This window comes from Chromatiaceae bacterium (assembly GCA_024235395.1).
GTDB lineage: Bacteria > Pseudomonadota > Gammaproteobacteria > Chromatiales > Chromatiaceae > Thiosocius.
On the sequence record JACKMK010000001.1, the window covers coordinates 1488797 to 1509758 of the forward strand.

General features: G+C 63.7%; 21 protein-coding genes. 5 read left to right on the forward strand and 16 right to left on the reverse strand.

The window, feature by feature from the left end:
• The first annotated feature begins 152 nt into the window (after positions 1–152).
• Positions 153–935: a class I SAM-dependent methyltransferase gene (locus tag H6955_06930; GenBank protein ID MCP5313271.1), complete on the forward strand. Its 783-nt coding sequence runs from the start codon at positions 153–155 to the stop codon at positions 933–935.
• 157 nt (positions 936–1092) lie between these two features.
• A complete protein-coding gene (locus H6955_06935; GenBank protein MCP5313272.1) occupies positions 1093–1560 on the forward strand; it encodes a rhodanese-like domain-containing protein in 468 nt (155 codons plus the stop codon).
• A 244-nt stretch (positions 1561–1804) separates the two neighbouring features.
• Here H6955_06935 and H6955_06940 read toward each other — a convergent pair whose 3' ends face one another.
• A complete protein-coding gene (locus tag H6955_06940; GenBank protein ID MCP5313273.1) occupies positions 1805–2479 on the reverse strand; it encodes a hypothetical protein in 675 nt (224 codons plus the stop codon).
• Between the two features lie 581 nt (positions 2480–3060).
• Here H6955_06940 and H6955_06945 point away from each other — a divergent pair.
• Positions 3061–3762, forward strand: a complete 702-nt coding sequence (locus H6955_06945) for a PEP-CTERM sorting domain-containing protein (protein MCP5313274.1) — start codon at positions 3061–3063, stop codon at positions 3760–3762.
• A gap of 77 nt (positions 3763–3839) precedes the next feature.
• Here H6955_06945 and H6955_06950 read toward each other — a convergent pair whose 3' ends face one another.
• From H6955_06950 to H6955_06965, 4 genes are all read right to left on the reverse strand, one after another.
• Entirely contained in the window at positions 3840–4625 is a 786-nt protein-coding gene (locus H6955_06950) for a succinate dehydrogenase/fumarate reductase iron-sulfur subunit (GenBank protein MCP5313275.1), read from the reverse strand.
• On the reverse strand, positions 4625–6547 hold the full coding sequence (locus tag H6955_06955) for a fumarate reductase/succinate dehydrogenase flavoprotein subunit (GenBank protein ID MCP5313276.1): 1923 nt from the start codon (positions 6545–6547) through the stop codon (positions 4625–4627). The genes H6955_06950 and H6955_06955 overlap by 1 nt, the downstream gene beginning before the upstream one ends.
• Before the next feature lies 1 nt (position 6548).
• The gene (locus tag H6955_06960) at positions 6549–7232 is read right to left on the reverse strand and encodes a succinate dehydrogenase cytochrome b subunit (protein MCP5313277.1); all 684 of its coding nucleotides are present in this window, start codon (positions 7230–7232) and stop codon (positions 6549–6551) included.
• 133 nt (positions 7233–7365) lie between these two features.
• Positions 7366–8169: a hypothetical protein gene (locus H6955_06965; GenBank protein MCP5313278.1), complete on the reverse strand. Its 804-nt coding sequence runs from the start codon at positions 8167–8169 to the stop codon at positions 7366–7368.
• Between the two features lie 331 nt (positions 8170–8500).
• Between H6955_06965 and rpoH the strand changes: the two genes are divergently transcribed.
• The gene (gene rpoH / locus H6955_06970) at positions 8501–9352 is read left to right on the forward strand and encodes an RNA polymerase sigma factor RpoH (protein ID MCP5313279.1); all 852 of its coding nucleotides are present in this window, start codon (positions 8501–8503) and stop codon (positions 9350–9352) included.
• Positions 9353–9430: 78 nt separating this feature from the next.
• Here the strand turns inward: rpoH and ccoS are convergent, their stop codons facing one another.
• From ccoS to H6955_07000, 6 genes are all read right to left on the reverse strand, one after another.
• Positions 9431–9661, reverse strand: a complete 231-nt coding sequence (gene ccoS, locus H6955_06975; protein MCP5313280.1) for a cbb3-type cytochrome oxidase assembly protein CcoS — start codon at positions 9659–9661, stop codon at positions 9431–9433.
• 14 nt (positions 9662–9675) lie between these two features.
• Positions 9676–12096 (reverse strand): heavy metal translocating P-type ATPase, encoded by a 2421-nt coding sequence (locus H6955_06980; protein MCP5313281.1) that lies wholly within the window; start codon positions 12094–12096, stop codon positions 9676–9678.
• A 288-nt stretch (positions 12097–12384) separates the two neighbouring features.
• Complete coding sequence (locus H6955_06985; GenBank protein MCP5313282.1) at positions 12385–13293, reverse strand: protoheme IX farnesyltransferase; 909 nt, start codon at positions 13291–13293, stop codon at positions 12385–12387.
• Positions 13275–14255 (reverse strand): COX15/CtaA family protein, encoded by a 981-nt coding sequence (locus tag H6955_06990; protein MCP5313283.1) that lies wholly within the window; start codon positions 14253–14255, stop codon positions 13275–13277. Before H6955_06990 ends, H6955_06985 begins: the two co-directional genes overlap by 19 nt.
• A 2-nt stretch (positions 14256–14257) precedes the next feature.
• Complete coding sequence (locus H6955_06995; protein ID MCP5313284.1) at positions 14258–14872, reverse strand: hypothetical protein; 615 nt, start codon at positions 14870–14872, stop codon at positions 14258–14260.
• The gene (locus H6955_07000; protein MCP5313285.1) at positions 14859–15629 is read right to left on the reverse strand and encodes an SURF1 family protein; all 771 of its coding nucleotides are present in this window, start codon (positions 15627–15629) and stop codon (positions 14859–14861) included. Before H6955_07000 ends, H6955_06995 begins: the two co-directional genes overlap by 14 nt.
• Before the next feature lie 48 nt (positions 15630–15677).
• On the opposite strand from H6955_07000, the gene H6955_07005 reads away from it, so the two are divergent.
• Positions 15678–15893 carry a twin transmembrane helix small protein gene (locus H6955_07005; GenBank protein MCP5313286.1) on the forward strand — a complete coding sequence of 72 codons (216 nt, stop codon included), beginning with the start codon at positions 15678–15680 and terminating at the stop codon, positions 15891–15893.
• A gap of 81 nt (positions 15894–15974) precedes the next feature.
• Here H6955_07005 and H6955_07010 read toward each other — a convergent pair whose 3' ends face one another.
• The 5 genes from H6955_07010 to H6955_07030 form a co-directional block, all read right to left on the reverse strand.
• Positions 15975–16835, reverse strand: a complete 861-nt coding sequence (locus H6955_07010; protein ID MCP5313287.1) for a cytochrome c oxidase subunit 3 — start codon at positions 16833–16835, stop codon at positions 15975–15977.
• Positions 16836–16908: 73 nt separating this feature from the next.
• Positions 16909–17460 (reverse strand): cytochrome c oxidase assembly protein, encoded by a 552-nt coding sequence (locus H6955_07015; GenBank protein ID MCP5313288.1) that lies wholly within the window; start codon positions 17458–17460, stop codon positions 16909–16911.
• 175 nt (positions 17461–17635) lie between these two features.
• Positions 17636–19216, reverse strand: a complete 1581-nt coding sequence (gene ctaD, locus H6955_07020; GenBank protein MCP5313289.1) for a cytochrome c oxidase subunit I — start codon at positions 19214–19216, stop codon at positions 17636–17638.
• Positions 19217–19240: 24 nt separating this feature from the next.
• Positions 19241–20467, reverse strand: a complete 1227-nt coding sequence (coxB, locus tag H6955_07025; protein ID MCP5313290.1) for a cytochrome c oxidase subunit II — start codon at positions 20465–20467, stop codon at positions 19241–19243.
• Positions 20464–20898, reverse strand: coding sequence for a DUF2244 domain-containing protein (locus H6955_07030; GenBank protein ID MCP5313291.1), 435 nt, complete (start codon positions 20896–20898; stop codon positions 20464–20466). Before H6955_07030 ends, coxB begins: the two co-directional genes overlap by 4 nt.
• Positions 20899–20962: the final 64 nt, after the last annotated feature.

The window sequence follows — 20962 nt, forward strand, 5'->3', positions numbered from 1 at the left end:
CGGCGCGCCGGCTGGATGCGCGGACCTGACCGACCCCGTCTCTCGGGTACCCCTCGTTGGGCATCCAGACGCTGCGCTTTGACGCATCCCGCGGCGCGGCATGTGCCATGCTTCCTCCTTGGTTGGGCATAGACCGGCCAAGGGACACCGCAATGAAAGACACCTGGCAATCCGGTAGTGCGTACGAGCGTTACATGGGCCGCTGGAGCCGGCGCGTCGCCGAGGCATTCGTCGACTGGCTGTCGCCCAAGAGCGGCTTGAGATGGTTGGACGTCGGGTGTGGATCGGGGGCCCTCAGCGAGGCGGCGATCGAGCGGCACGAACCCGCTTCCGTGACAGCTGTCGACCAGTCAGAAGGTTTCGTGCGCACGGCTTCCCGGCGGCTTGGTGTCCGTGCGACCTGTACGGTCGGAGATGCATTGTTGCTGCCCCTCGACGACGCCTCGTGCGATATCGCAGTGTCCGGACTGGTACTGAATTTCATCGGTGAACCGGCAAGGGTGCTGAGCGAGATGCGGCGCGTGACCGGCAGAGACGGTACCGTCGCGGTCTATATCTGGGATTACGCCGGGAAGATGGACCTCTTGACCACGTTCTGGGATGCCGTCGTTGGGCTCGACCCCGATGCCTCGGGGCTTCACGAGGGGCGACGCTTCCGGGATGCAAACGCCGCTGCGTTGTCCGAGACCTTCAGGCAGGCCGGCCTATGCGCAATCGAGACGACGCCTATTGAGATCGCTACGGACTTCGTTGATTTCGACGACTACTGGACACCGTTGCTCGGTGGTCAGGGACCGGCACCGACCTATGTCTCAAGCCTGGAGGCGGCGGACCGGGACAGGCTGCGGGAACTGTTGCGTCGAAGCCTCCCGGTCCAGCAGGATGGCTCCATTTCGCTGACCGCGCGCGCCTGGGCGATCAAAGGCGTAGCGTGATACGGACGGATTTTCGGGCGCCCACGCCGGTGGGACAGCCCCTGCAGGGACGCGAGGTGAATGCGAGGCCGATCCCCCTGAGGTACGGCACAGTCCGGCAAAGCTGGGCGAACGCGACGGCGTTCGCCGAACCACTCACTGTCTTGCGGAGCACAATATGCACAGCCGTTTCACAGTCGCGCTGCTACTTTTGCCATTCTGCGTCGCCATGGCCGAAGAGAACCCGGCCCTCGAGGCCATCCAGGAGTACATGGACTTTGCAGAGTACTCCGAAGGTTCAATCTCCACCGACCAGCTCGCCTCGATCGATTCGGACGGGATCTTCTTCGTCGATACCCGCAACCAGGGGCAGTACGACGAGGGCCACATACCCGGTGCGGTCAACATCGAATGGCGGCAGATACTCGCGCGTCGCGACGAGATCCCGACCGACAGGCCGGTGGTCCTGTACTGCGAGACGGGTCTGTTGTCGTCCAAGGCGCATTTCGCGTTGCGACTCGCCGGCCGCGACAACGTGAAGGTGCTCTGGGGTGGTTACCTCATGTGGAGTGCGCGGCACAGCTTTGAAGAGGCGCAGCAGCAGACCAGGACCACACCGGCCAGCACCGATCGCCCGACCCCTTGAATCTCAGTGAACCGGGGCATTGTGCCCCTGTCCGACGGGCCTTGCGGCACCGCGCCTCGCCGACCGATCGGTAGCAACGCGGGAGGCGTCCGGCCTGTGGGACGCTAGCGACGGGCGCCGACCCCGAGCAGCCGCTTGCCTCGTACAGGGCAATGGCGGTTCGCCGACAAAATCGGACAAACCAAAACCCCGCCGAAGCGGGGTTCACGTCTGATATCTGATACCGGCTACCGCTCAGCTCAGCTCAGCTCAGCTTTCGGCGGATGAACCCCAGACCGAGCAAGCCCATTCCAAACAGCGCCAGAGGGGCGGGAACCGGAACGGCACCATCTACGATCTCGACCGTATCAAACGCCTTCACTCCGCTGAAACCACGAAACGCGATACCACCGCTACTCGAAAACGAGACTGTACTGCTGACGGAATTCAGGAGCGTCGTACCATCGCTGTCATAAAGATTGCCCGTGACAGCACCGGCAGCACCCCAGACTACTTCAGCTCGATACCAATGATCCGCAAGAAAGGCCTGCGCGACCGAGTCGAGTTCGGAGAAGCCAAAGCCAAAGTTGTCTTGGAAGCGAATGTCTCCGGTATTCGGAGCCAGCACGAAACTCTGCGTCCCCCCTGCACCGGTCCCGAACCCGAAATAAGCACGGCCTTCGCTTGTATCGGCAAATTGAATCCAGACGGAGAGCGTATCCCCCGCCGAGACCAGTGAGTCGGTTCGGTAAATCCATTCGCCCGCATCGGTCCCCAGACCGAAACTTCCGTCGTGCGCATGCGCAGCGGAGAGGGTACCGCTCGCGTTATTGGCGTAACCGGCGATTCCGCCTTCGAAATCCTCGATGACCGTCGCATTCACATTCGAAGAGAAAACAAATGCCGCCAGCAATGCCAAAGCTACTGCGTGGATATTCATTCTTATTGCCATTCTCCGTCCCCAAAGACTCGCTCAAAACAATTCGTATCAACGAGCAAATTCTATGCCGATAAAAATCTTCGTTTATTATTCAGTACTTTGCATGATTTCGATTGGAAAACACCCGCCATCAGCGGGAAAGGTGTAAAAGAAATCGGCAGCGTGGGCAATTCCCACCGCCGGTTGAAAGCGGACCGTTCGTCGCAATCTGCGGACCCCGCTTTGGGCAGATATTCGGTGAAGGAGCCCGGATCTCCCCATTTGCTCGCAGATTGCATGTGCGGGAAGCGTTGGCGAAGTGGTCCGTGAGCGAATGGAAAGTAGACGCGGGTTGACCTTCGTGTTCCGCCCAAGCGGACATCGCCTTCCGGCTTGTGGGTATGCGGGTCGCCAGTCCCGCATCAGTACCGAGGCCGGGCAGAGCCATCACGGCATTCCCAACGCGGGCATTCTCCGCCGGTGCGCCTGCGGGTTTCGGCCAACACCGGACCTCGGCGATTTGCGATTGGCGGATGTCAGAAAACTTTACGCAGTTGGAGGCGGCAGTGATCTCGCCAGCTGCAAGTACATGATTTTATTGCATGGCACAAATCGTGCTCGCCATCTCTCATTCCCGACAAAACGCAGAAAAAACAAATTTCCGGAGGCGAATAACGATGGGTCCACTGAAGGTTTTTATTGCTGCCGCAGCGCTAAGTGTGCCAATGCAGGCATTGGCAATTCCTGCTCTGACCAGTTTTAGTGGCGGCATCAACGCGACGTCTGGCAGTGACCAACTCTACGGCTGGGTATTTGATGTCAATTCGGCCGTAAACGTCACAGCACTTGGTGCTTTTGACGATGACCTCGACGGTATGGCTGTCAGTCATGATATCGGGATCTTTCGTGTCTCCGACCAGACCCTGGTCGCTTCGACTACGCTCGGTGCCGGAACAGGCGGGTTTCTTGACGGCGACTTCCGATACGGGACGCTGTCGAGCGACGTCCTGTTGTCGGTTGGGCGTTACCAGATACTGATGACCATGCCGAGCGGAAATGCCGACCTCCAGTCCATCACCAACACCGTGGTCTCTACTGCTGCAGAGATCGACTACGTGACCAGTGCGTTCGACGAGGGCAGCTCCCTCCACTACGTCACAAGCTGGGGTGCGTTTGCAGAAGGCATGTTTGGGCCGAATTTCCAGTTCGACGCGGCGGTTCCCGAGCCCATGACCTTGGCATTGATGGGCTTAGGCCTTGCCGGTATCGGGTATAAGCAGCGTCGCGACAAGAAAGCTGCATAGCGAAGAATCGGACAACCCCCTTATTCGACCCCACTACGGTTAGCCCTGGTGGGGTTTTCCTTGGTCGCCGTGCCCGCTCACTCCTCGTGCTCGTGCGGGCCGGCCAACTCGACGAACTCGCGGCTGGTCAGTGCCGCGGTGAGGAACTCGCGGTTCAGCTGCGCGATGAAGCGCACCGGGATTTGCTTCGGGCAGGCCTCGGCGCAGGCGTAGTGATTGCTGCAGTTGCCGAATCCGGCATCGTCCATCGCCTCGACCATGCCGATCACCCGTCGCACACGCTCCGGTCTGCCCTGCGGCAGCAGTGCCAGCTGCACGACCTTGGCCGCGGTGAACAGCATCGCGGAGCCGTTCGGACAGGCGGCGACACAGGCCCCGCAACCGATGCAGGCGGCGGCCTCGAACGCCGCGTCGGCGGCCTGCTTGGCGATCGTCAGCGCATGCGCATCCGGCGCCGAGCCGGTGTTCACCGAGACATAGCCGCCGGCCTGGATAACGCGATCGAGCGCGGCGCGATCGACGATCAGGTCGCGCAGCACCGGGAAGGCACGCGCCCGCCAGGGTTCGACGGTGATCTCGCTGCCGTCGACGAAATGGCGCATGTACAACTGGCAGGTAGTCGTGCCCGGCAGCGGCCCGTGTGGATCGCCGTTGATCACCATCGCACAGGAGCCACAGATCCCCTCGCGACAGTCGTGGTCGAACGCGATCGGCGGTTCGCCCTGACCGATCAGGCCCTGGTTCAACACGTCGAGCATCTCCAGGAACGACAGGTCCGGACTGATGTCATGCACCCGGTAGGTAACAAAGCCACCTGGATCGGCCGCGCCGTGTTGTCGCCAGATGTGCAGCATGAACTCCATCAGCGGTAATTCCTCTCCGCCAGCTGCAGGTGTTCGAAGTGCAGCGGCTCGGTGGCGCGTTGCGGCGCGGTGTCGTCACCGGCGAAGCCCCAGGCGGCGACATGCGCGAAACGCACGTCGTCGCGCCGCGCCTCGCCGTCGCCGGTCTGGTATTCGATGCGGAAGTGCGCACCGCAGGATTCCTCGCGGGCCAGCGCGTCACGCACCATGACCTCGGCGAACTCGAGGTAGTCGGCGACCCGCCCGGCCCGCTCCAGGACCACGTTGAACTCATCGCTGCCACCGCAGACGCAGATGCTCGACCAGAACTCGTCACGCAGCGCCGGGATCTCGCCGAGCGCGCGCTCCAGCCCGGCGCGGCTGCGCGCCATGCCGCAGTGCTCCCACAAGAGCTCGCCGAGGCGGCGGTGGATCGTCTCGATCGGCGTGCGCCCACCGATCGCGACCAGGCGTTCGATTTGTGCCTCGACCGCGGCCTGGGCCGCCGCAAACGGCGCCGTGTCGGTGCCGGGCGGCCCCGGCGCCCGATCGGCCAGGTAGTGGCCGATGGTCTGCGGCAGGATGAAATAGCCGTCGGCGAGACCCTGCATCAGGGCGCTCGCGCCGAGCCGGTTCGCCCCGTGGTCGGAGAAGTTGGCCTCGCCGATCGCGAACAGTCCGGGCAGCGTCGTCATCAGGCCGTAGTCGACCCACAAGCCGCCCATCGTGTAGTGCGCGGCCGGGTAGATTCGCATCGGGGTCTGCCACGGGTCTTCGCCGGTGATGCGCTGGTACATCTCGAACAGGTTGCCGTAACGGTCTGTGATCACGCGCCGCCCGAGGCGTGCGATGGCCTCGCCGAAGTCGAGGTAGACGCCCCGCCCGGTCGCACCGACCCCGCGCCCCTGTTCGCAGACCGCCTTCGCGGCGCGCGACGAGATGTCGCGCGGGCTCAGGTTGCCGTATGCGGGATACATCCGTTCCACGTAGTAGTCGCGCTCGGCCTCGGGGATCGACGCCGGAGGACGCGTGTCGTGTACCGCGGCCGGCACCCAGATGCGACCGTCGTTGCGCAGCGATTCCGACATCAGCGTCAGCTTCGACTGGTGATCGACGACCGCCGGGATGCAGGTCGGGTGGATCTGCGTGAACGACGGGTTGGCGAACCAGGCGCCGCGCCGGTAGGCCCGGTAGGTCGCGGTGACGTTGCTCGCCAACGCGTTGGTCGAGAGATAGAAAATGTTGCTGTAGCCGCCGGTCGCCAGCACCACGGCGTCCGCCGCGTGGCGTTCGATGCGCCCGTCGGTGAGCCGGCGGGTGACGATGCCGATGGCACGCCCGTTGTCGACCACCAGGTCAAGCATCTCGCTGCGGGTGTGCAGGCGGACCTGGCCGGCCTGCACCTGACGGCTCAGTGCGCCGTAGGCGCCGAGCAGCAGCTGCTGACCGGTCTGGCCGCGCGCATAGAAGGTGCGCGAGACCTGGGCGCCACCGAACGAGCGGTTGTCGAGGTAGCCGGCGTAGTCACGCGCGAACGGGATGCCCTGGGCGACACAGTGGTCGATGATCTGGTTGCTGATCTCGGCGAGGCGATAGACGTTGGCCTCGCGCGAGCGGTAATCCCCGCCCTTGATGGTGTCGCGAAACAGGCGCTCGGTGCTGTCGCCGTCGTTGCGGTAGTTCTTGGCCGCGTTGATGCCGCCCTGCGCGGCGACCGAGTGGGCGCGACGCGGACTGTCGTGGAAGGTAAAGGCGTCGACCCGGTAACCGAGTTCGGCGAGGCTCGCCGCGGCCGACGCACCGGCCAGCCCGGTGCCCACGACGATGATCCGGTAGCGACGCTTGTTGGCCGGGCTGACCATGCGGGCCTCGGCGCGGTAGCGCTGCCACTTGCCGGCGAGCGGCCCGTCCGGGATGCGGGGGTCGAGCGTCGGGGCGTCCATCTCAGCCGCCTCCAGTGAAGGCGCCGGCAAGCACCAGCACGGGGATCGCCGCGAATCCGCCGACAACCAACAGCGTCAGCGTGGGCGCCAGGACCCGGATCAGGCCCTGGTAGCTGTCATGGTTGAATCCCAGGGTCTGGAACAGCCCCTCGATCGCATGTACCAGGTGCAGACCTAGCAGGGCCATCGCGAACAGATAGAGCCCTGCGGTGAGCGGATCGCTAAACGCGGTGACCACCATCCCATAGACGTCTACCCGCCCGGCCGCGTCGTACAGCGGCTCGACCCGTGGACCGACCGCGTGCAGCGTCAGGTGCAGCAGATGAAAGGCCACGAAGACGATCAACAGGCCGCCACTGACCACCATCAGGCGTCCAGGCAGACGGGTGCCGAGACGCGCGATATACCGATAGCGCAGCGGCCGGGCCGCACGGTTCTCGCGCGCCAGGCGCAACGCTGTCAGCACGTGGGCGAGGAACAACGCGAGCAGTGCGAGACGGAAACCCCACAACAGCGGATGCCCTTGCAGCCAGTCGGCGTAACCATTCAGGGCATCGGGTCCCTTGAGGATCAACAGATTGCCCGCGGCATGCACGAACAGGAAACCGACCAACAGGGTGCCCGTCGCGGCCACGACGAGCTTGCGACCGATCGAGGTGCGAAACAGCCGAATCAGTCGATTCACGTCGCTGTCAGCCTGTCGTCGATGAACGGGGATCGGCCCATGGACTCCAACAATAACCTATCCGCACGCCGGCGCGCGCCCCATGGATCCGGTTCGTGGATGCAGCCGGCGCAGGGGCCGGTCAGGATGGGCGTCAACGCTCCTCGGCACGCTGCAGATACGGCCGACCGGAGGCGGCGCCGGAGCGCACCAGGTAGTCGAGTATCGCCGGCTCAACCTTGATGCCACGCCGGTTCAGCGCCTCGTTGCCGAACAGCACGTTGAATTCCAGCAGCCACGGGTGATCCCCGTCGAGGATCAGATCGAACCCCGCATGATCGATGCCGAGCGCGGTCGCGACCTGTTCGACCAGGCGCAGAGCGCCCGGCGGGATCGCGTCGAAATCGGCCAGTCCGCCGCAGGCGACGTTGTGATGGAATCCGTCGCCACCACGCCGCCAATAGGCAGCGATTATTCGGTCGCCAACCCAGACCACGCGCAGATCGGCCTCCGACGGCAGGTACTCCTGTGCGTACAGTACGGCGCTGTTGGCGGTCCAGTCGCGCAACGCCGCGACGGTCTCGAGCAGCGCCACACCGCGCCCCATGGAACTGCGCGGTTCCTTGACCACGACCGGCAGACCGAGTTCGTCGACGACCCTCTCGACCGCGTTCGCATTGGCCGGCAGGATCAGGGTGCGCGGCACATGCTGTGGCGCAACCGCCTGGAAGGCCCGTGTCATCTCGATCTTGTCGTACCCCAGGTCGTAGCTCGCGGGACTCGGAAACACCCGTCGCCGCAGCGCATAACACAGTACGTTCAGCTGCCAGCTCTCAGGGAACAGCACGACGTCCGCATCGAGGACGCGTTGGCGCTGATCGAACATCTGCTCCGGTTTGAGGTAGCCGACACCGGGCAGACCCAGCGTGCGGTAGGGATTGAACGACAACAGGCGCATACACCGAGAGAGCGAGGACCGAGGGAACCGGACGCGGACACGGCCGGCGCGCGCTTTTTACGCCGCGGCTATCCCGCCGTCAATGGGCCGCGGCGCCGGACGGCCTCAAGGTGGCCCTCCGCGGACCGCTAACCCGCGACGGGGACCGCCCAACGGGCCGGAGATGCCCGAAGCTTGGTTCAAAACCATGATTTTTATCAGATAGTTACCAAGATCCCGGAACTTCTCCGAGGGCTTGGCACTCTGACAGACGGACTGCTAAAAAACGATTGGCAGTCCCTCATAACGAGTGCTAAATTCGAATTGGAAGAAGGATTTAGGAAGGGGATAGATGACCAAACAGCTTGCCATTCCGATGACCCTGCCGACCGGCAATATGGAGGCGTACATCGGCGCTGCGTTCCAGCTGCCGATGCTCACCGCCGAGGAGGAGCACGATCTCGCGGTACGCCTGCGCGATCGCAACGACCTCGGAGCGGCGCGTGCACTGGTGATGTCTCACCTGCGCTTCGTCGTGCGCATTGCGCGGGGTTACAGCGGTTACGGCCTGCCGCAGAACGACCTGATCCAGGAGGGCACGGTCGGTCTGATGAAGGCGGTCCGCCGTTTCGACCCGGACATGGGTGTGCGCCTGGTCTCTTTCGCGGTGCACTGGATCAAGGCCGAGATCCACGAGTACATCCTGCGCAACTGGCGGATCGTCAAGGTCGCGACCACCAAGGCGCAGCGCAAACTGTTTTTCAATCTGCGCAGTGCGAAGAAGCGCCTCGGCTGGTTTTCCCGCCAGGAGGTCGAGGAGGTCGCCGAAGATCTCGGCGTGAAGCCCGAGACCGTGCTGGAGATGGAGTCGCGCCTGTCGAACTACGACGTGTCTTTCGATGGCGCCGATGCCGACGAGGACGATGCGCCGGGTGTCGCACCGGCGGCTTATCTGCCTGACCTGCGCCACGAACCGTCGCGCATGCTTGAGCAGGCCGACAGTGCCCGGTCCGAACGCGACGGCCTGTACGACGCACTGGATGCGCTCGATCAGCGCAGCCGCGACATCCTGCAGCGTCGCTGGCTCAATGAGAGCAAGGAGACACTGCACGAACTGGCCGACGAGTACGGCGTATCCGCCGAGCGGATCCGTCAGATCGAGGCCGCGGCGATGAAGAAGCTGCGCAGCGCACTGGCCGCCTGACGGCCGGTCGCCGGCAACAGATCACCGACGCCCGCCCTTGTGCGGGCGTTTTTCATCCTGCCGGGCGCCGGGCGGCCATCACTCCCGGCGGTCGGCGGAATCCTCGGGCTCGGTGCTGTCGGCATCCGGTTTGGCCGCAGGGGGCTGGCGTTTGCCCGGAATCATCGGATCGTCATCGTCCATCAGGATACGGTGCGCGGGTCCCTCGAGGTCATCGTACTGACCGGTGCGCACCGTCCACAGGAAGAATCCGACCGCGACGATCATCAGGCCGACGGCGAGCGGGATAAGCAGGTAGAGAATGGTCATCGGTTATCCGGCGATCAATCGTTGGTGCGCTTCAGGCGGAGGGCGTTGAACACGACGACCAGCGAACTCGCCGACATCCCGATGGCCGCCATCCACGGGGCCACGAAACCGGCGGCCGCCAATGGCACCGCGGCGGTATTATACAAGATCGCCCAACCCAGATTCTGTTTGATCACGCGGCGCGTTGCGCGTGCCTTGCTCAAGGCCTGTGGCAGCACGCCCAGGTGCTCGGACAGAACCACCATGTCCGCGCTCGCATGGGCCAACTGCGCCCCCTGCCCCATCGCGAGCGACACGTCCGCACCGGCAAGGACCGGTGCGTCGTTGACGCCATCGCCGACCATCGCGACGCGATGCCCCTCGGCCTGCAGCGCACGCACGCGCGCCAGCTTGTCGTCCGGGCGCAAACCGGAACGCGCCTGTTCCAGTCCGAGGGCATCGGCGATCCGCCGCACCGCACCGGCGGCATCCCCACTGAGTATCTCGACTGTCACGCCCAGATCGCGTAGTCGGGTAATCGCGGCCACTGCATCGCTACGCAATTCGTCGCGCAGCGCGAATCGCGCCAGCAGGCCCTGTCGGTCACCAAGAAATACCTGGGTCGCATGGTCCGCGGGGTCGGGCACGGGCGGCACCTGGCCACTGAGCGCCGCCGCATAGGCCGGGTTGCCGATTCGGTAGACGTCGCCGTCGATCTCGCCCTGCATGCCTTCACCGGGCAATGCACTCAGTTCGGACACCTGCAGTGCACGTCCGGCGTGCGCGGCCAGCGCCTTGCCGACCGGGTGTTCCGAACCGCTCTCCAGGGCCGCCGCGAGCGCCAGACAGCGCTCCAGATCGGCGCGCCCGCTCAGCACCTCGCTCTCGCCGAGCTGAAGGATCCCGCGGGTCAGGGTGCCGGTCTTGTCGAACAGCACATGGCTGACCTGGGCCAGTGTCTCCAGCGCATGCCCACGCGTGGTCAGCAGACCGAGCCGGGTCAGCGCACCCGAGGCCGCCGTGACGGCGGTCGGCGTGGCCAGCGACAGCGCACAGGGGCAGGTGACGACGAGTACCGACAGCGTGATCGCGAACGCATGCTCGGGCGCATGTACGCCCCACCACGCGGCGACCACGAGCGCGACCAGCAACAGCGCACCGACGAACCAGGCGGCGACCCGATCGGCCAGACGCGCGATATGCGGTTTTTCCGTCTGTGCGCGATCGAGCAGGCGCACGATCGCCGACACCAGGGTGTCCTCGCCGACCTTCTGCACGCGCAGCTGCAGCGGGCTCTCGACATTCACGCTGCCGCCCACCAGTTCGTCACCGATCGCGCGCGGCCGCGGCAGGCTCTCGCCGGTCAACAGCGATTCGTCGACCGAGCTGCGCCCCTGATGCACCACGCCGTCCGCCGGCACCGTCTCGCCGGGCCGCACCAGAACGAGGTCGCCCGGTGCGAGTTCGGATACCGCGACCACCCGCTCACCGTCGGCCTCGATCCGGGTCGCGGTCGCCGGCAGCAACTTGACCAGCTCCTCGGCCGCTTCACCGGCGCGGTGGCGGGCGCCCATCTCCAGGTAGCGGCTGGTCAACAGGAAGAACGCGAACATGCAGACCGAGTCGAAATACACCTCGGCGCCGTTGAATACCGTGGACCAGACGCTGGCCGCAAAGGCACCACCGATCGCCAGCGAGACCGGCACCTCCATGCTCAGCTGGAGACGTTTCAGGTCGCGCCAGGCGGTGACGAAAAAGCCGCTCGCCGCATAGGTCACCACGGGCAGCGTCAGCAGCAGGCTCACCCAGCGCATGAACACGCGCAGGCCGGGATCCATGTCGCCGCCTTCGCCGGCGTACATCGCGATCGCCAGCATCATCACCTGCATCGCACCGAGCCCGGCGACCGCGAGACGGCGCAGCGCCTTCGACTTCTCCTTCTTGTACACCGCCTCCTGGCGGCCCGGGTCGAACGGATGGGCGATGTAGCCGATCTCGCTGATCGCCTTGAGGATGTCGGAAAGGTGGATGCGGCCTTCGTCCCAGCGCACCCGCGCCCTGTGGGTGCTGTAGTTGACGGAGAACTCCAGCACTCCCGGCAAGGCATTCACGTGGCGCTCGTTCAACCAGACACAGGCGGCGCAGGTGATCCCCTCGAGGATCAGCGAGGCGCTGCGCTCCATGCCCGCATCGGCGTGCACGAAACTCTGCTGCAGCGCCGGCTGATCGTACAGCTCCATGCGCCGCAGTGCCTCGGGCACCAGGTCCTCGGCCTTGCGCGAGGGTGTCTCGCGGTGGCGGTAGAACGACGTCAGCCCTCCGTCCACGATCGCCTGGGCAACCGCCTGGCAGCCATGGCAACACATCGCGCGGGCCCGGCCATCGATCTCCACGCGATAGTCGGCTCCCTTGGGGATCGGCAGACCGCAGTGAAAACAGGTATCGCTGTCGCTCAAGGTCGCGAACCCCGTCGGGCACAACAAAACCGCATGGTCGGTTCGGACATGGTCCTCAAGCTCTCAGACATTCGCAGCAGGGGCAGCCCGAAGGCCGGACGAGGGTAACGTTCGGTGGTGGGATAACAGGCGGCAGTGGCTGACGGAGGGTCGACCCACTGTCGTGCCGCCTATGTTACCGCAAGCGCGCACGCGCGGGCAGGCCGCCATTGTCTCGCAGCGATGACCGGGACACCCGGCGTGGCGAACGGTTTGCGGCGAGGTGCCGCGTAACCGAAGAGCGGCCGGCTAACCGGCCAGCGCGACCAGGTGCGGCACGTAGTGGTCGGTCAACAGCAGGGCGAACAGCGCCATCAGATAGATGATCGAGTAGCCGAAGGTGCGCATCGGCATGCGGTTGTCGTCGTTGCGGTACAGGCGCACTGCGTAGTACAGGAATCCCAGGCCAAGCACGATGGCCCCACCGAGGTAGAGTCCGCCGCTCATACCGTATCCGTAGGGCAGCAGGGTCACCACCAGCAACAACACCGTGTACAGCAGGATCTGCAGGCGCGTGAAGTCACTGCCATGGGTGACCGGCAACATCGGCATGTCGACCTTGCGGTATTCCTCCTCGCGATGGATCGCAAGCGCCCAGAAGTGCGGCGGCGTCCAGGTGAAGATGATCAGGAACAGCAACAGCGCCCCGGGATCCACGCTCCCGGTCACGGCCGCCCAGCCGAGCACCGGGGGCGCCGCACCCGCCGCACCGCCGATCACGATGTTCTGGGGTGTCGCCCGCTTCAGGTACATGGTGTAGATCACCGCGTAACCGATCAGCGAGAGGAACGTCAGCCAGGCCGTCAGCGCATTCACCAACAGCGCCAGCGTCGCCATCGCGATCGCGCCGATGATCAGGGCGAAAACCAAGGCATCGCGACTGCTGACCGCACCTTTCGGCAAAGGCCGGCCGCTGGTACGTCCCATCACCGCGTCGATCTTCTGGTCGACGACGTGGTTGATAGCGGCCGCCGAGGCCGCCGCCAGGCCGATTCCCAGGGTACCGAACACCAGGGCATCCAGCGGCACCATGCCCGGTGCCGCCAGCAGCATGCCGACCACGGCGGTGAATACGATCAACGCCACGACGTTGGGTTTACACAGCTGGAGATAGTCTTTCCAGGCCGGGCGTGCGGAATTCAGTACTGTCGTTGCCATAATCGAAAATTCAGATAGACCATTGAAAGAAGCAGCAAGGCGGCGACACCGTTGTGGGCGGTCGCAACCTCGAGCGGCAGGTGCAGCAGCACATTGCCGATACCCAAACCGACCTGGACGATCAGCAGTCCACCGACCAGCAGGGCCGCGCCGGTCAGGGAGGTACGGCTGCGCAGGATACCCAATGCGAGCCAGGCAAGGTACAGGAAAGTGATCAGCGCGCCGACGCGATGCGAAAAATGAATCGCTGTCCGGGCCGGATGATCCAGCACCCCGTACTCGTAGTTCACGCCGAGACCGCGCCACATCACGAACGCCTCGCGGAAATCCATCGCCGGCAGCCAGCTGCCGTGGCAGGTCGGAAAATCGAGACAGGCCAACGCGGCATAGTTGGAACTCGTCCAGCCACCGAGCGCGATCTGCGCCACCAGGATCAGCAATCCCAGGCCTGCAGCGAGGCGCCAACCGCCCCTCCCGACCGGCGGCGGACGGCTGCCGGCACGCATCGCCAGCAGGGCCAGCAGCGCGAAGGTCGCGAAGCCGCCGAGCAGATGCCCCATCACCACGATCGGCTTGAGCAGCAGGGTCACCGTCCACATCCCCAGTGCGGCCTGAAACACCACCAGCGCGAGCAGGGCTGTCGGTAGCCAGACCGGCTGACGCGCATCGTACCGACGGCGCGCCCAGGACCAGACGGTGATCGTCAGGATGCACAGACCGAGCGTGCCGGCGAAGTAGCGGTGGATCATCTCCTTCCAGCCCTTCTCCGGCTCCAGCGCGCGTTGCTCGAGGTAGCGTTTGTCGGCAACGTGTTCTTCGCTGGCCGGCACGGTCAGGTGACCGTAGCAACCCGGCCAATCCGGACACCCGAGTCCGGCATCGGCGAGTCGCGTGTAGGCGCCGAGCAGGATCACTGCAAACGCGAGCAGGCAGGTGAAGATTACGAATCGCCGGTATGCCATCGTCAGCCTATCTGCGAGATCTTGAGCAGCTTCTGCAAGTCCCGCATCATGCCCTTGGCCGGGACCTCCAGGTCATAGCTCATCATCAGGTTGCCGAGCGGATCGACGAGAAAATAGTGACTGCCGCCGGCGTCGAAGCCGTCGCCGCGAAAACGCTGCAGAAATGGCTCGGCGGTTGAATCGCGGACGACCCAGCGCAGATCCTCGTGTTCGGCCGCAAGCCGCTGCGCCAGGTCCTGTGCCGGGGCACGATCGAGAACCAGGAGGCGCTGCACGCGCGCGATGTCCTTGTTCATCGCCAGGCGAATCTGCCGCGTCAGGTACAGCTGCCGCTCGCAGCGTTGGTCGCACCCGGCGGCACCGAACACCACGTATGTCCAGCGACCGCGCAGCTCGGCATCGGTTGCAGGACGACCGTCTGCGTCGACCACGCCGACCAGGTGCACCGGTCGGGCGGGAGCAATCAGCGTGCCGGCATTGGTGGTTGCACCGGCGCCAGCGTCGCCCATCACTTTCCATGCCACCCAGGCGGCGATCGGCGGCAGCATGAACAGCGCGACGATCAGGATCAGCTTGGTCCTGTTGTTGCGCGCCACCATTGCCTCAGGCGTTGACATGTTTGCCCCCGTCGTCGCCGCGGCGCCGCGTATTTACACCGACGTAGATGATCAGCAGCGCCGTCGCGAGACCGAACCATTGCACCGCGTAGCCGATGTGCTTTTCCGGTCCGATATCGGGTATCGGGGTCCAGTCGTACTGCAGGCCACCCGGCTGGCCCTCATCGATCACCAGGGTGTAGCGCAGCAGCCGCATACCGCGCGCCTCGGCCAACGCGGAGACATCCAGCGACTGGACCAGCACCTTGTCGGCGACGCTGTGCAGCGGCACCTCGCCCAAGACCAGGCCGACCGAGGCGGGTGAATCCAGACGACCGGTCAGGGTCACGGTGCCTTCGGTCACCGGCAATGCGGGCAGGAACTCGCGCGAGGCACCGACGGCGATCCAGCCGCGGTTCACCAGCAAACCCGGGGCCTCTTCGCCATCGATCTGGAACGGCGTGAACACGTGGTAACCCGGCTGGCCGGCGAACACGCGGTTGTCCAGCAGCCATTGTTGTTCGGGCACGAAACGGCCACGTACCCGCGCAAGACGGTAGCGGTCCTGCCCAGCCAGCGTCATCGACGAGTGCAACTGCAACGGCGCGGCGAGTTCTCCCGCGGCACGCTGCTCGAGCAAAGCCTGCTTGTCGTAGGCGCGTTGCGTCTGCCAGTAGCCGAGCCCCAGAAGGATCGGGAATATCACGACAAAAGCGACACTCGGCCAAAGCGCCGGAGCGAAGCGGTAGTGTCCAATGTCGATGGGCGGAATTCGCATCTGGCTGACTGTTATACTGCCGCCGCACTCAATGAGGAATCAGCTGCTGTGTGGATCAAGGTCATCATCGTTGTCGTCTTCGTCGGAATCATCGCCAGTCTCGCATCGGGGCTCTACTACCTGGTGAACGATCGCGGCGATTCACGCCGGACGCTGCGAGCACTGACATGGCGCATCGGCCTGTCGATCGGCCTGTTCGCGTTCCTTATGCTGCTGATTGCAACCGGGGTGATCGAACCCCACGGCATCATGCCAGGGAGATAGCGACCTGCAGTTGCGCCGCTCGGTCAGCGGGGCTGGTCGGGCAAGATCCGGGCACGACCAAGGCCGTGCCCGGCAGTAGCGTCAAAGCACGTATACGAAGATAAACAGGCCGAGCCAGACCACGTCGACGAAATGCCAGTACCAGGCAACACCCTCGAACGCGAAGTGGTGTTCCGGCGAGAAATGTCCTTTCGCCGCACGCAGGGTGATCACGATCAGCATGATGGTACCGATCGTCACGTGCATGCCGTGAAATCCGGTCAGCATGAAGAACGTCGAGCCGTAGATGCCCGAGCCCAGGGTCAGGTTCAGCTCGTGGTACGCGTGGTAGTACTCGTACGCCTGGAAACCAAGGAAGGTTACGCCGAGCGCCACCGTGGCGACCAGCCACAACACCATTTTCGATTGATCGTTCGCCTTGAGCGCCCAGTGCGAAAGGGTGATCGTCACACCGGAAGTCAGCAGCAGCAGTGTATTGATCGCCGGGATGCCCCAGGCGCCCATGCTGTGGAAGTCGCCACCCACGTTGCCCGGGCCGTTGGTCGGCCAGGCCTCGCCGTAACCCTTCCAGAGGTATTCATGGGTAGAGAAGTCTCCACCCAGCAACCACGGCAGGATCAGAACTCGCGCATAGAACAATGCGCCGAAGAAGGCCGCGAAGAACATCACTTCGGAGAAGATGAACCACATCATCCCCTGGCGGAACGAGCGGTCGACCTGCTCGTTGTACACGCCCTTGAGACTCTCGTTGATGACCGTGCCGAACCAGCCGAACATCATGAACGCGACCATCGCCAGGCCGAGCAGCAGGATCATCTGCCCCGAGGTATTCCCGTTGAACCAGTTCGCGGCACCGATGACACCGATCGTCAGTGCAACACTGGCGACTATTGGCCAGTGACTGCCGTGTGGCACGTAGTAATGGTCACTCGTATGCGCCATGTCTCCCCCCAGAATATCTGTATCGTGAATCGTTGATTGATTATTCATCCGCCCGGCAGATGCCCGGCGGGACCTATTTCATTGCCACTTGCTGGGTCACGTCGAACAAGGTGTAACCGAGCGTCAGCGTCTCGACGTCTCTTGGCAGGTTCGGATCGACGATGAACCGCAACGGCATGTCCTTGTGCTCACCCGCCGCCAGCGGCTGCTGGTTGAAGCAGAAACATTCCGTCTTGTTGAAGTAGCGGCTGGCCTTGCCCGGTGCGACGCTCGGCACCGCCTGTCCGATCATGTCGTGCGATGTCGGATTACGCGCGCTGAACGCCGTCGCATACACCTTGCCGGGATGCACCTGCATGCTGGCGACCGTCGGACCGAAATCCCACGGCATGCCGGTATTGTTGTTCGCAACGAACTGCACGGTCACGGTGCGCGTCATATCCGGATGGTAGCGCGATACGACTGCCGCCTCGTCGACCCGACCCGTCTTTCCGTTCAGACCGGTGATCTCGCAAAACACGTCGTACAACGGTACCAGCAGATAACCGAAGCCGAACATCGCGACCGCGACCGCGGCGATCCGCACGAACGAGCGGTTGTTGCGTCTTTCAATCTGCGAACTCAAGGGTTCAGCCCCCCTTTCCAGTCGACAGATACAGGCCCAGCAGGAAGAAACCGAACGCGACCACTCCCAGTATCACTGCCAACCGGATATTGGCCTTCGACTTGTCTTCAACATTCGTCATGTGCGTTCTGCCGGTGGTGGGTCCCCGCCGGACGACGGGGACCTGTACCACGCGTTACTTGACCTCAGGGGCCTCGGTGAAGGTGTGGTACGGCGGCGGCGACGGCAGCGTCCATTCGAGACCGTGCGCGCCTTCCCAGACCTGGTCGGTCGCCTTCTCCCCGCCGCGGATGGTCTTGATCACCAGCCAGAGGAACATCAACTGCGAGGCGCCGAAAACAAATCCGCCGATCGACGAGATCATGTTCCAGTCGGTGAACTGGATCGAGTAGTCCGGAATACGCCGCGGCATGCCGGCGAGGCCGAGGAAGTGCTGCGGGAAGAACAGCACGTTGACCGAGACGGTCGAGATCCAGAAGTGCAGCTTGCCCAGTTTCTCGTCGTACATGTTGCCGGTCCACTTCGGCAACCAGTAGTAGGTCGCCGCCATGATCGAGTAGATCGCACCGGTTACCAGGACGTAGTGGAAGTGCGCCACCACGAAGTAGGTATCGTGGTACTGGAAGTCAGACGGCGCGATCGCCAGCATCAGCCCGGAGAAACCACCGATGGTGAACATCATGATGAATCCGATCGCGAAAAGCATCGGCGTCTCGAAGGTCATCGAGCCCTTCCACATCGTCGACACCCAGTTGAACACCTTCACCCCGGTGGGCACCGCGATCATCATCGTGGCGTACATGAAGAACAACTCACCGACCACGGGCATGCCGACGGTGAACATGTGGTGTGCCCAGACGATGAACGACAGGAACGCGATCGAAGCGGTCGCATAGACCATCGAGCTGTAGCCAAACAGCGGCTTGCGCGCGAAGGTCGGCACGATCGCCGAAACGATACCGAACGCCGGCAGGATCAGGATGTAGACCTCGGGGTGACCGAAGAACCAGAAGATGTGCTGATACATCACCGGGTCACCGCCGCCGGCCGCACTGAAGAAGCTGGTGCCGGCGAACTTGTCGGTCAGCAGCATGGTCACGGCACCGGCGAGCACCGGCATCGTGGCGATCAGCAGGTACGCGGTGATCAACCAGGTCCAGACGAACAGTGGCATCTTCATCAGGGTCATGCCCGGTGCACGGAGGTTCAGGATCGTGACCACGATGTTGATCGACCCCATGATCGACGAGATGCCGGCGAGGTGGATCGCGAAGATCATGAACGGGAATCCGTCACCGGTCTGCAGCACCAGTGGCGGATACATCGTCCAGCCGGCCGCCGGGCCGCCGCCGGCCATGAAGAAGGTCGACAACAGCAGCGAGAACGCGAACGGCAGAATCCAGAACGAGAAGTTGTTCATGCGCGGCAACGCCATGTCGGGCGCGCCGATCATCATCGGAATCAGCCAGTTGGCGAGGCCGGTGAATGCCGGCATCACAGCGCCGAAAATCATCACCAGCGCATGCACCGTGGTCATCGAGTTGAAAAACTGCGGATCGACCACCTGCATACCCGGCTGGAACAGCTCCGCGCGGATCACCATCGCCATCGCGCCGCCGATGAAAAACATCACCAGCGCAAACAACAGATACAGCGTACCGATGTCCTTGTGGTTGGTTGTGGTGACCCACCGCATCAGGCCCTTGGCCGGCCCGTGATCGTGATGGTCGTCGTGAGTTGCTGTAGCGGTACTCATCTTCGTGACTCTCCCAGATTCTACTTAGCGGGCTGCCTTGACCGCAGCGGGTTGAACGATACCGGCGCTATTGCCCCAGCTGTTGCGCTCATAGCTGATGACCGCGGCGATATCCGCGTCGTTCAGGATGTTGCGATAGGCCGCCATCGCCGTGCCGGCTTTGCCGTTCATGACGATATCGATATGCGCGGCTGCCTCGCCGGTCGCGATCTTGCTGCCGGCAAGCGCCGGGAATGCCGGCGGTACGCCCTGACCATTCTGCTGGTGGCAGGCTGCGCAGTTGGTGTTGTACACCTGTTCACCCTTCGCGATCAGCTCGTCCTTGGTCCACTCGCGATCCGCCGACGCGGCGGCTGCAGCGGCAGCGCCCTTCTGCTCGGCCACCCATTTCGCGTAGTCCTCGGGCGCCTTGGCGATCACGACGATCGGCATGAAGCCGTGGTCCTTTCCGCACAGTTCGGCACATTTGCCGCGGTAGACGCCGGGCTCGTCAACCTGGGTCCAGGCCTCGTTGACGAAACCGGGGATGGCGTCTTTCTTCCAACCGAGGTCCGGCACCCACCACGAATGGATCACGTCCGCCGCGGTCAACAGGAACCGCACCTTCTTACCGGTCGGAATGACCAGCGGGTTGTCGACATCACGCAGGTACTGGTCACCGAACTGGGTGACATCGACGCCTGAACCGAGCACGCGTGCTTCATTGTGTTTCGGGTGCAGCGAACTGATGAACGACACCCCGGCAGCGTCACCGTCGACGTAGTCGTATTTCCACTTCCACTGGATACCGGTGACCTTGATGGTCAAATCGGCATTACCGGTGTCCTCCATGGCCAGCAGCGTGCTGGTGGCCGGGATCGCCATGCTCACGAGGATCACAATCGGCACGATGGTCCACAGGATCTCCATCGTGGTGCTCTCGTGGAACTGCGCAGCGACCGCACCTTTGGCCTTCCGGTGGTAGATGATCGAATAGATCATCGCGCCGAACACCACCACACCGATGGCGCAGCACACCCAGAAGATGGTCATGTGCAGGTCGTAGACGCTCTGACTGGTCGACGTAACCCCTTCGCGCATGTTGAGTGCGTAGTCAGCGTGTGCCGACACGACTGTCGCCCCCAGGAACGCCGGCAGAAGCCTGGCCAATTTACGCTTCACTGTCACTTTCTCGGTCCCCCCGAATAGGTATTCGTTATCTTGTGCGGCGCGCCCGCTCCCACAACAAGGGACCAGGTGCGCAAAATTCATGCGGAGAGCAGTCTGTCCAGCTCTGCCGCGAGTTCGGCCTTTTCCTCGTCGACCAGGAACTCGCCAATCTCTACGCGCTTGCCGGAAACGCCGATCCACAATCGCCGCGGATACCATCGCTCCCGGTTTTTGCTCAGCTCGACCTTCACCCAGCCCCGCGCAAACTCGACGCGCTGTTCGGGCCCGCCCCTCTCGGGGCAGCGCCCGCGGTCGCGACCTTTTTCGATCGTGACCAGCGACTCGCTGATCGACACGACCTCGCAGCGGCGCGAGGCGTGCGAGACGATATAGATGCACGCATACACTGCAGCGAGCTCCAGTCCGGCGAATGGCAGGACGAGCCATAGACCGCGCGCGGCGAGCACCAGCGATACCAGCAGCAGCGGCACCGCAAGTGCAGCCAGGAACATCATCGATTGGTGCCAACTCATTGAGCGGTTTGGTCTGATCACCACCCGACGGACAGTGCTGTCGGGACAGCTATCGGAGATCACC

Coding starts and splice junctions, on each gene's coding strand:
- H6955_06930 (MCP5313271.1), top strand. CDS start 153: ATGAAAGACACCTGGCAATCCGGTAGTGCGTACGAGCGTTACATGGGC.
- H6955_06935 (MCP5313272.1), top strand. CDS start 1,093: ATGCACAGCCGTTTCACAGTCGCGCTGCTACTTTTGCCATTCTGCGTC.
- H6955_06940 (MCP5313273.1), bottom strand. CDS start 2,479: ATGAATATCCACGCAGTAGCTTTGGCATTGCTGGCGGCATTTGTTTTC.
- H6955_06945 (MCP5313274.1), top strand. CDS start 3,061: ATGGCACAAATCGTGCTCGCCATCTCTCATTCCCGACAAAACGCAGAA.
- H6955_06950 (MCP5313275.1), bottom strand. CDS start 4,625: ATGGAGTTCATGCTGCACATCTGGCGACAACACGGCGCGGCCGATCCA.
- H6955_06955 (MCP5313276.1), bottom strand. CDS start 6,547: ATGGACGCCCCGACGCTCGACCCCCGCATCCCGGACGGGCCGCTCGCC.
- H6955_06965 (MCP5313278.1), bottom strand. CDS start 8,169: ATGCGCCTGTTGTCGTTCAATCCCTACCGCACGCTGGGTCTGCCCGGT.
- rpoH (MCP5313279.1), top strand. CDS start 8,501: ATGACCAAACAGCTTGCCATTCCGATGACCCTGCCGACCGGCAATATG.
- ccoS (MCP5313280.1), bottom strand. CDS start 9,661: ATGACCATTCTCTACCTGCTTATCCCGCTCGCCGTCGGCCTGATGATC.
- H6955_06985 (MCP5313282.1), bottom strand. CDS start 13,293: ATGGCAACGACAGTACTGAATTCCGCACGCCCGGCCTGGAAAGACTAT.
- H6955_06990 (MCP5313283.1), bottom strand. CDS start 14,255: ATGGCATACCGGCGATTCGTAATCTTCACCTGCCTGCTCGCGTTTGCA.
- H6955_06995 (MCP5313284.1), bottom strand. CDS start 14,872: ATGTCAACGCCTGAGGCAATGGTGGCGCGCAACAACAGGACCAAGCTG.
- H6955_07000 (MCP5313285.1), bottom strand. CDS start 15,629: ATGCGAATTCCGCCCATCGACATTGGACACTACCGCTTCGCTCCGGCG.
- H6955_07010 (MCP5313287.1), bottom strand. CDS start 16,835: ATGGCGCATACGAGTGACCATTACTACGTGCCACACGGCAGTCACTGG.
- ctaD (MCP5313289.1), bottom strand. CDS start 19,216: ATGAGTACCGCTACAGCAACTCACGACGACCATCACGATCACGGGCCG.
- coxB (MCP5313290.1), bottom strand. CDS start 20,467: ATGAATTTTGCGCACCTGGTCCCTTGTTGTGGGAGCGGGCGCGCCGCA.
- H6955_07030 (MCP5313291.1), bottom strand. CDS start 20,898: ATGAGTTGGCACCAATCGATGATGTTCCTGGCTGCACTTGCGGTGCCG.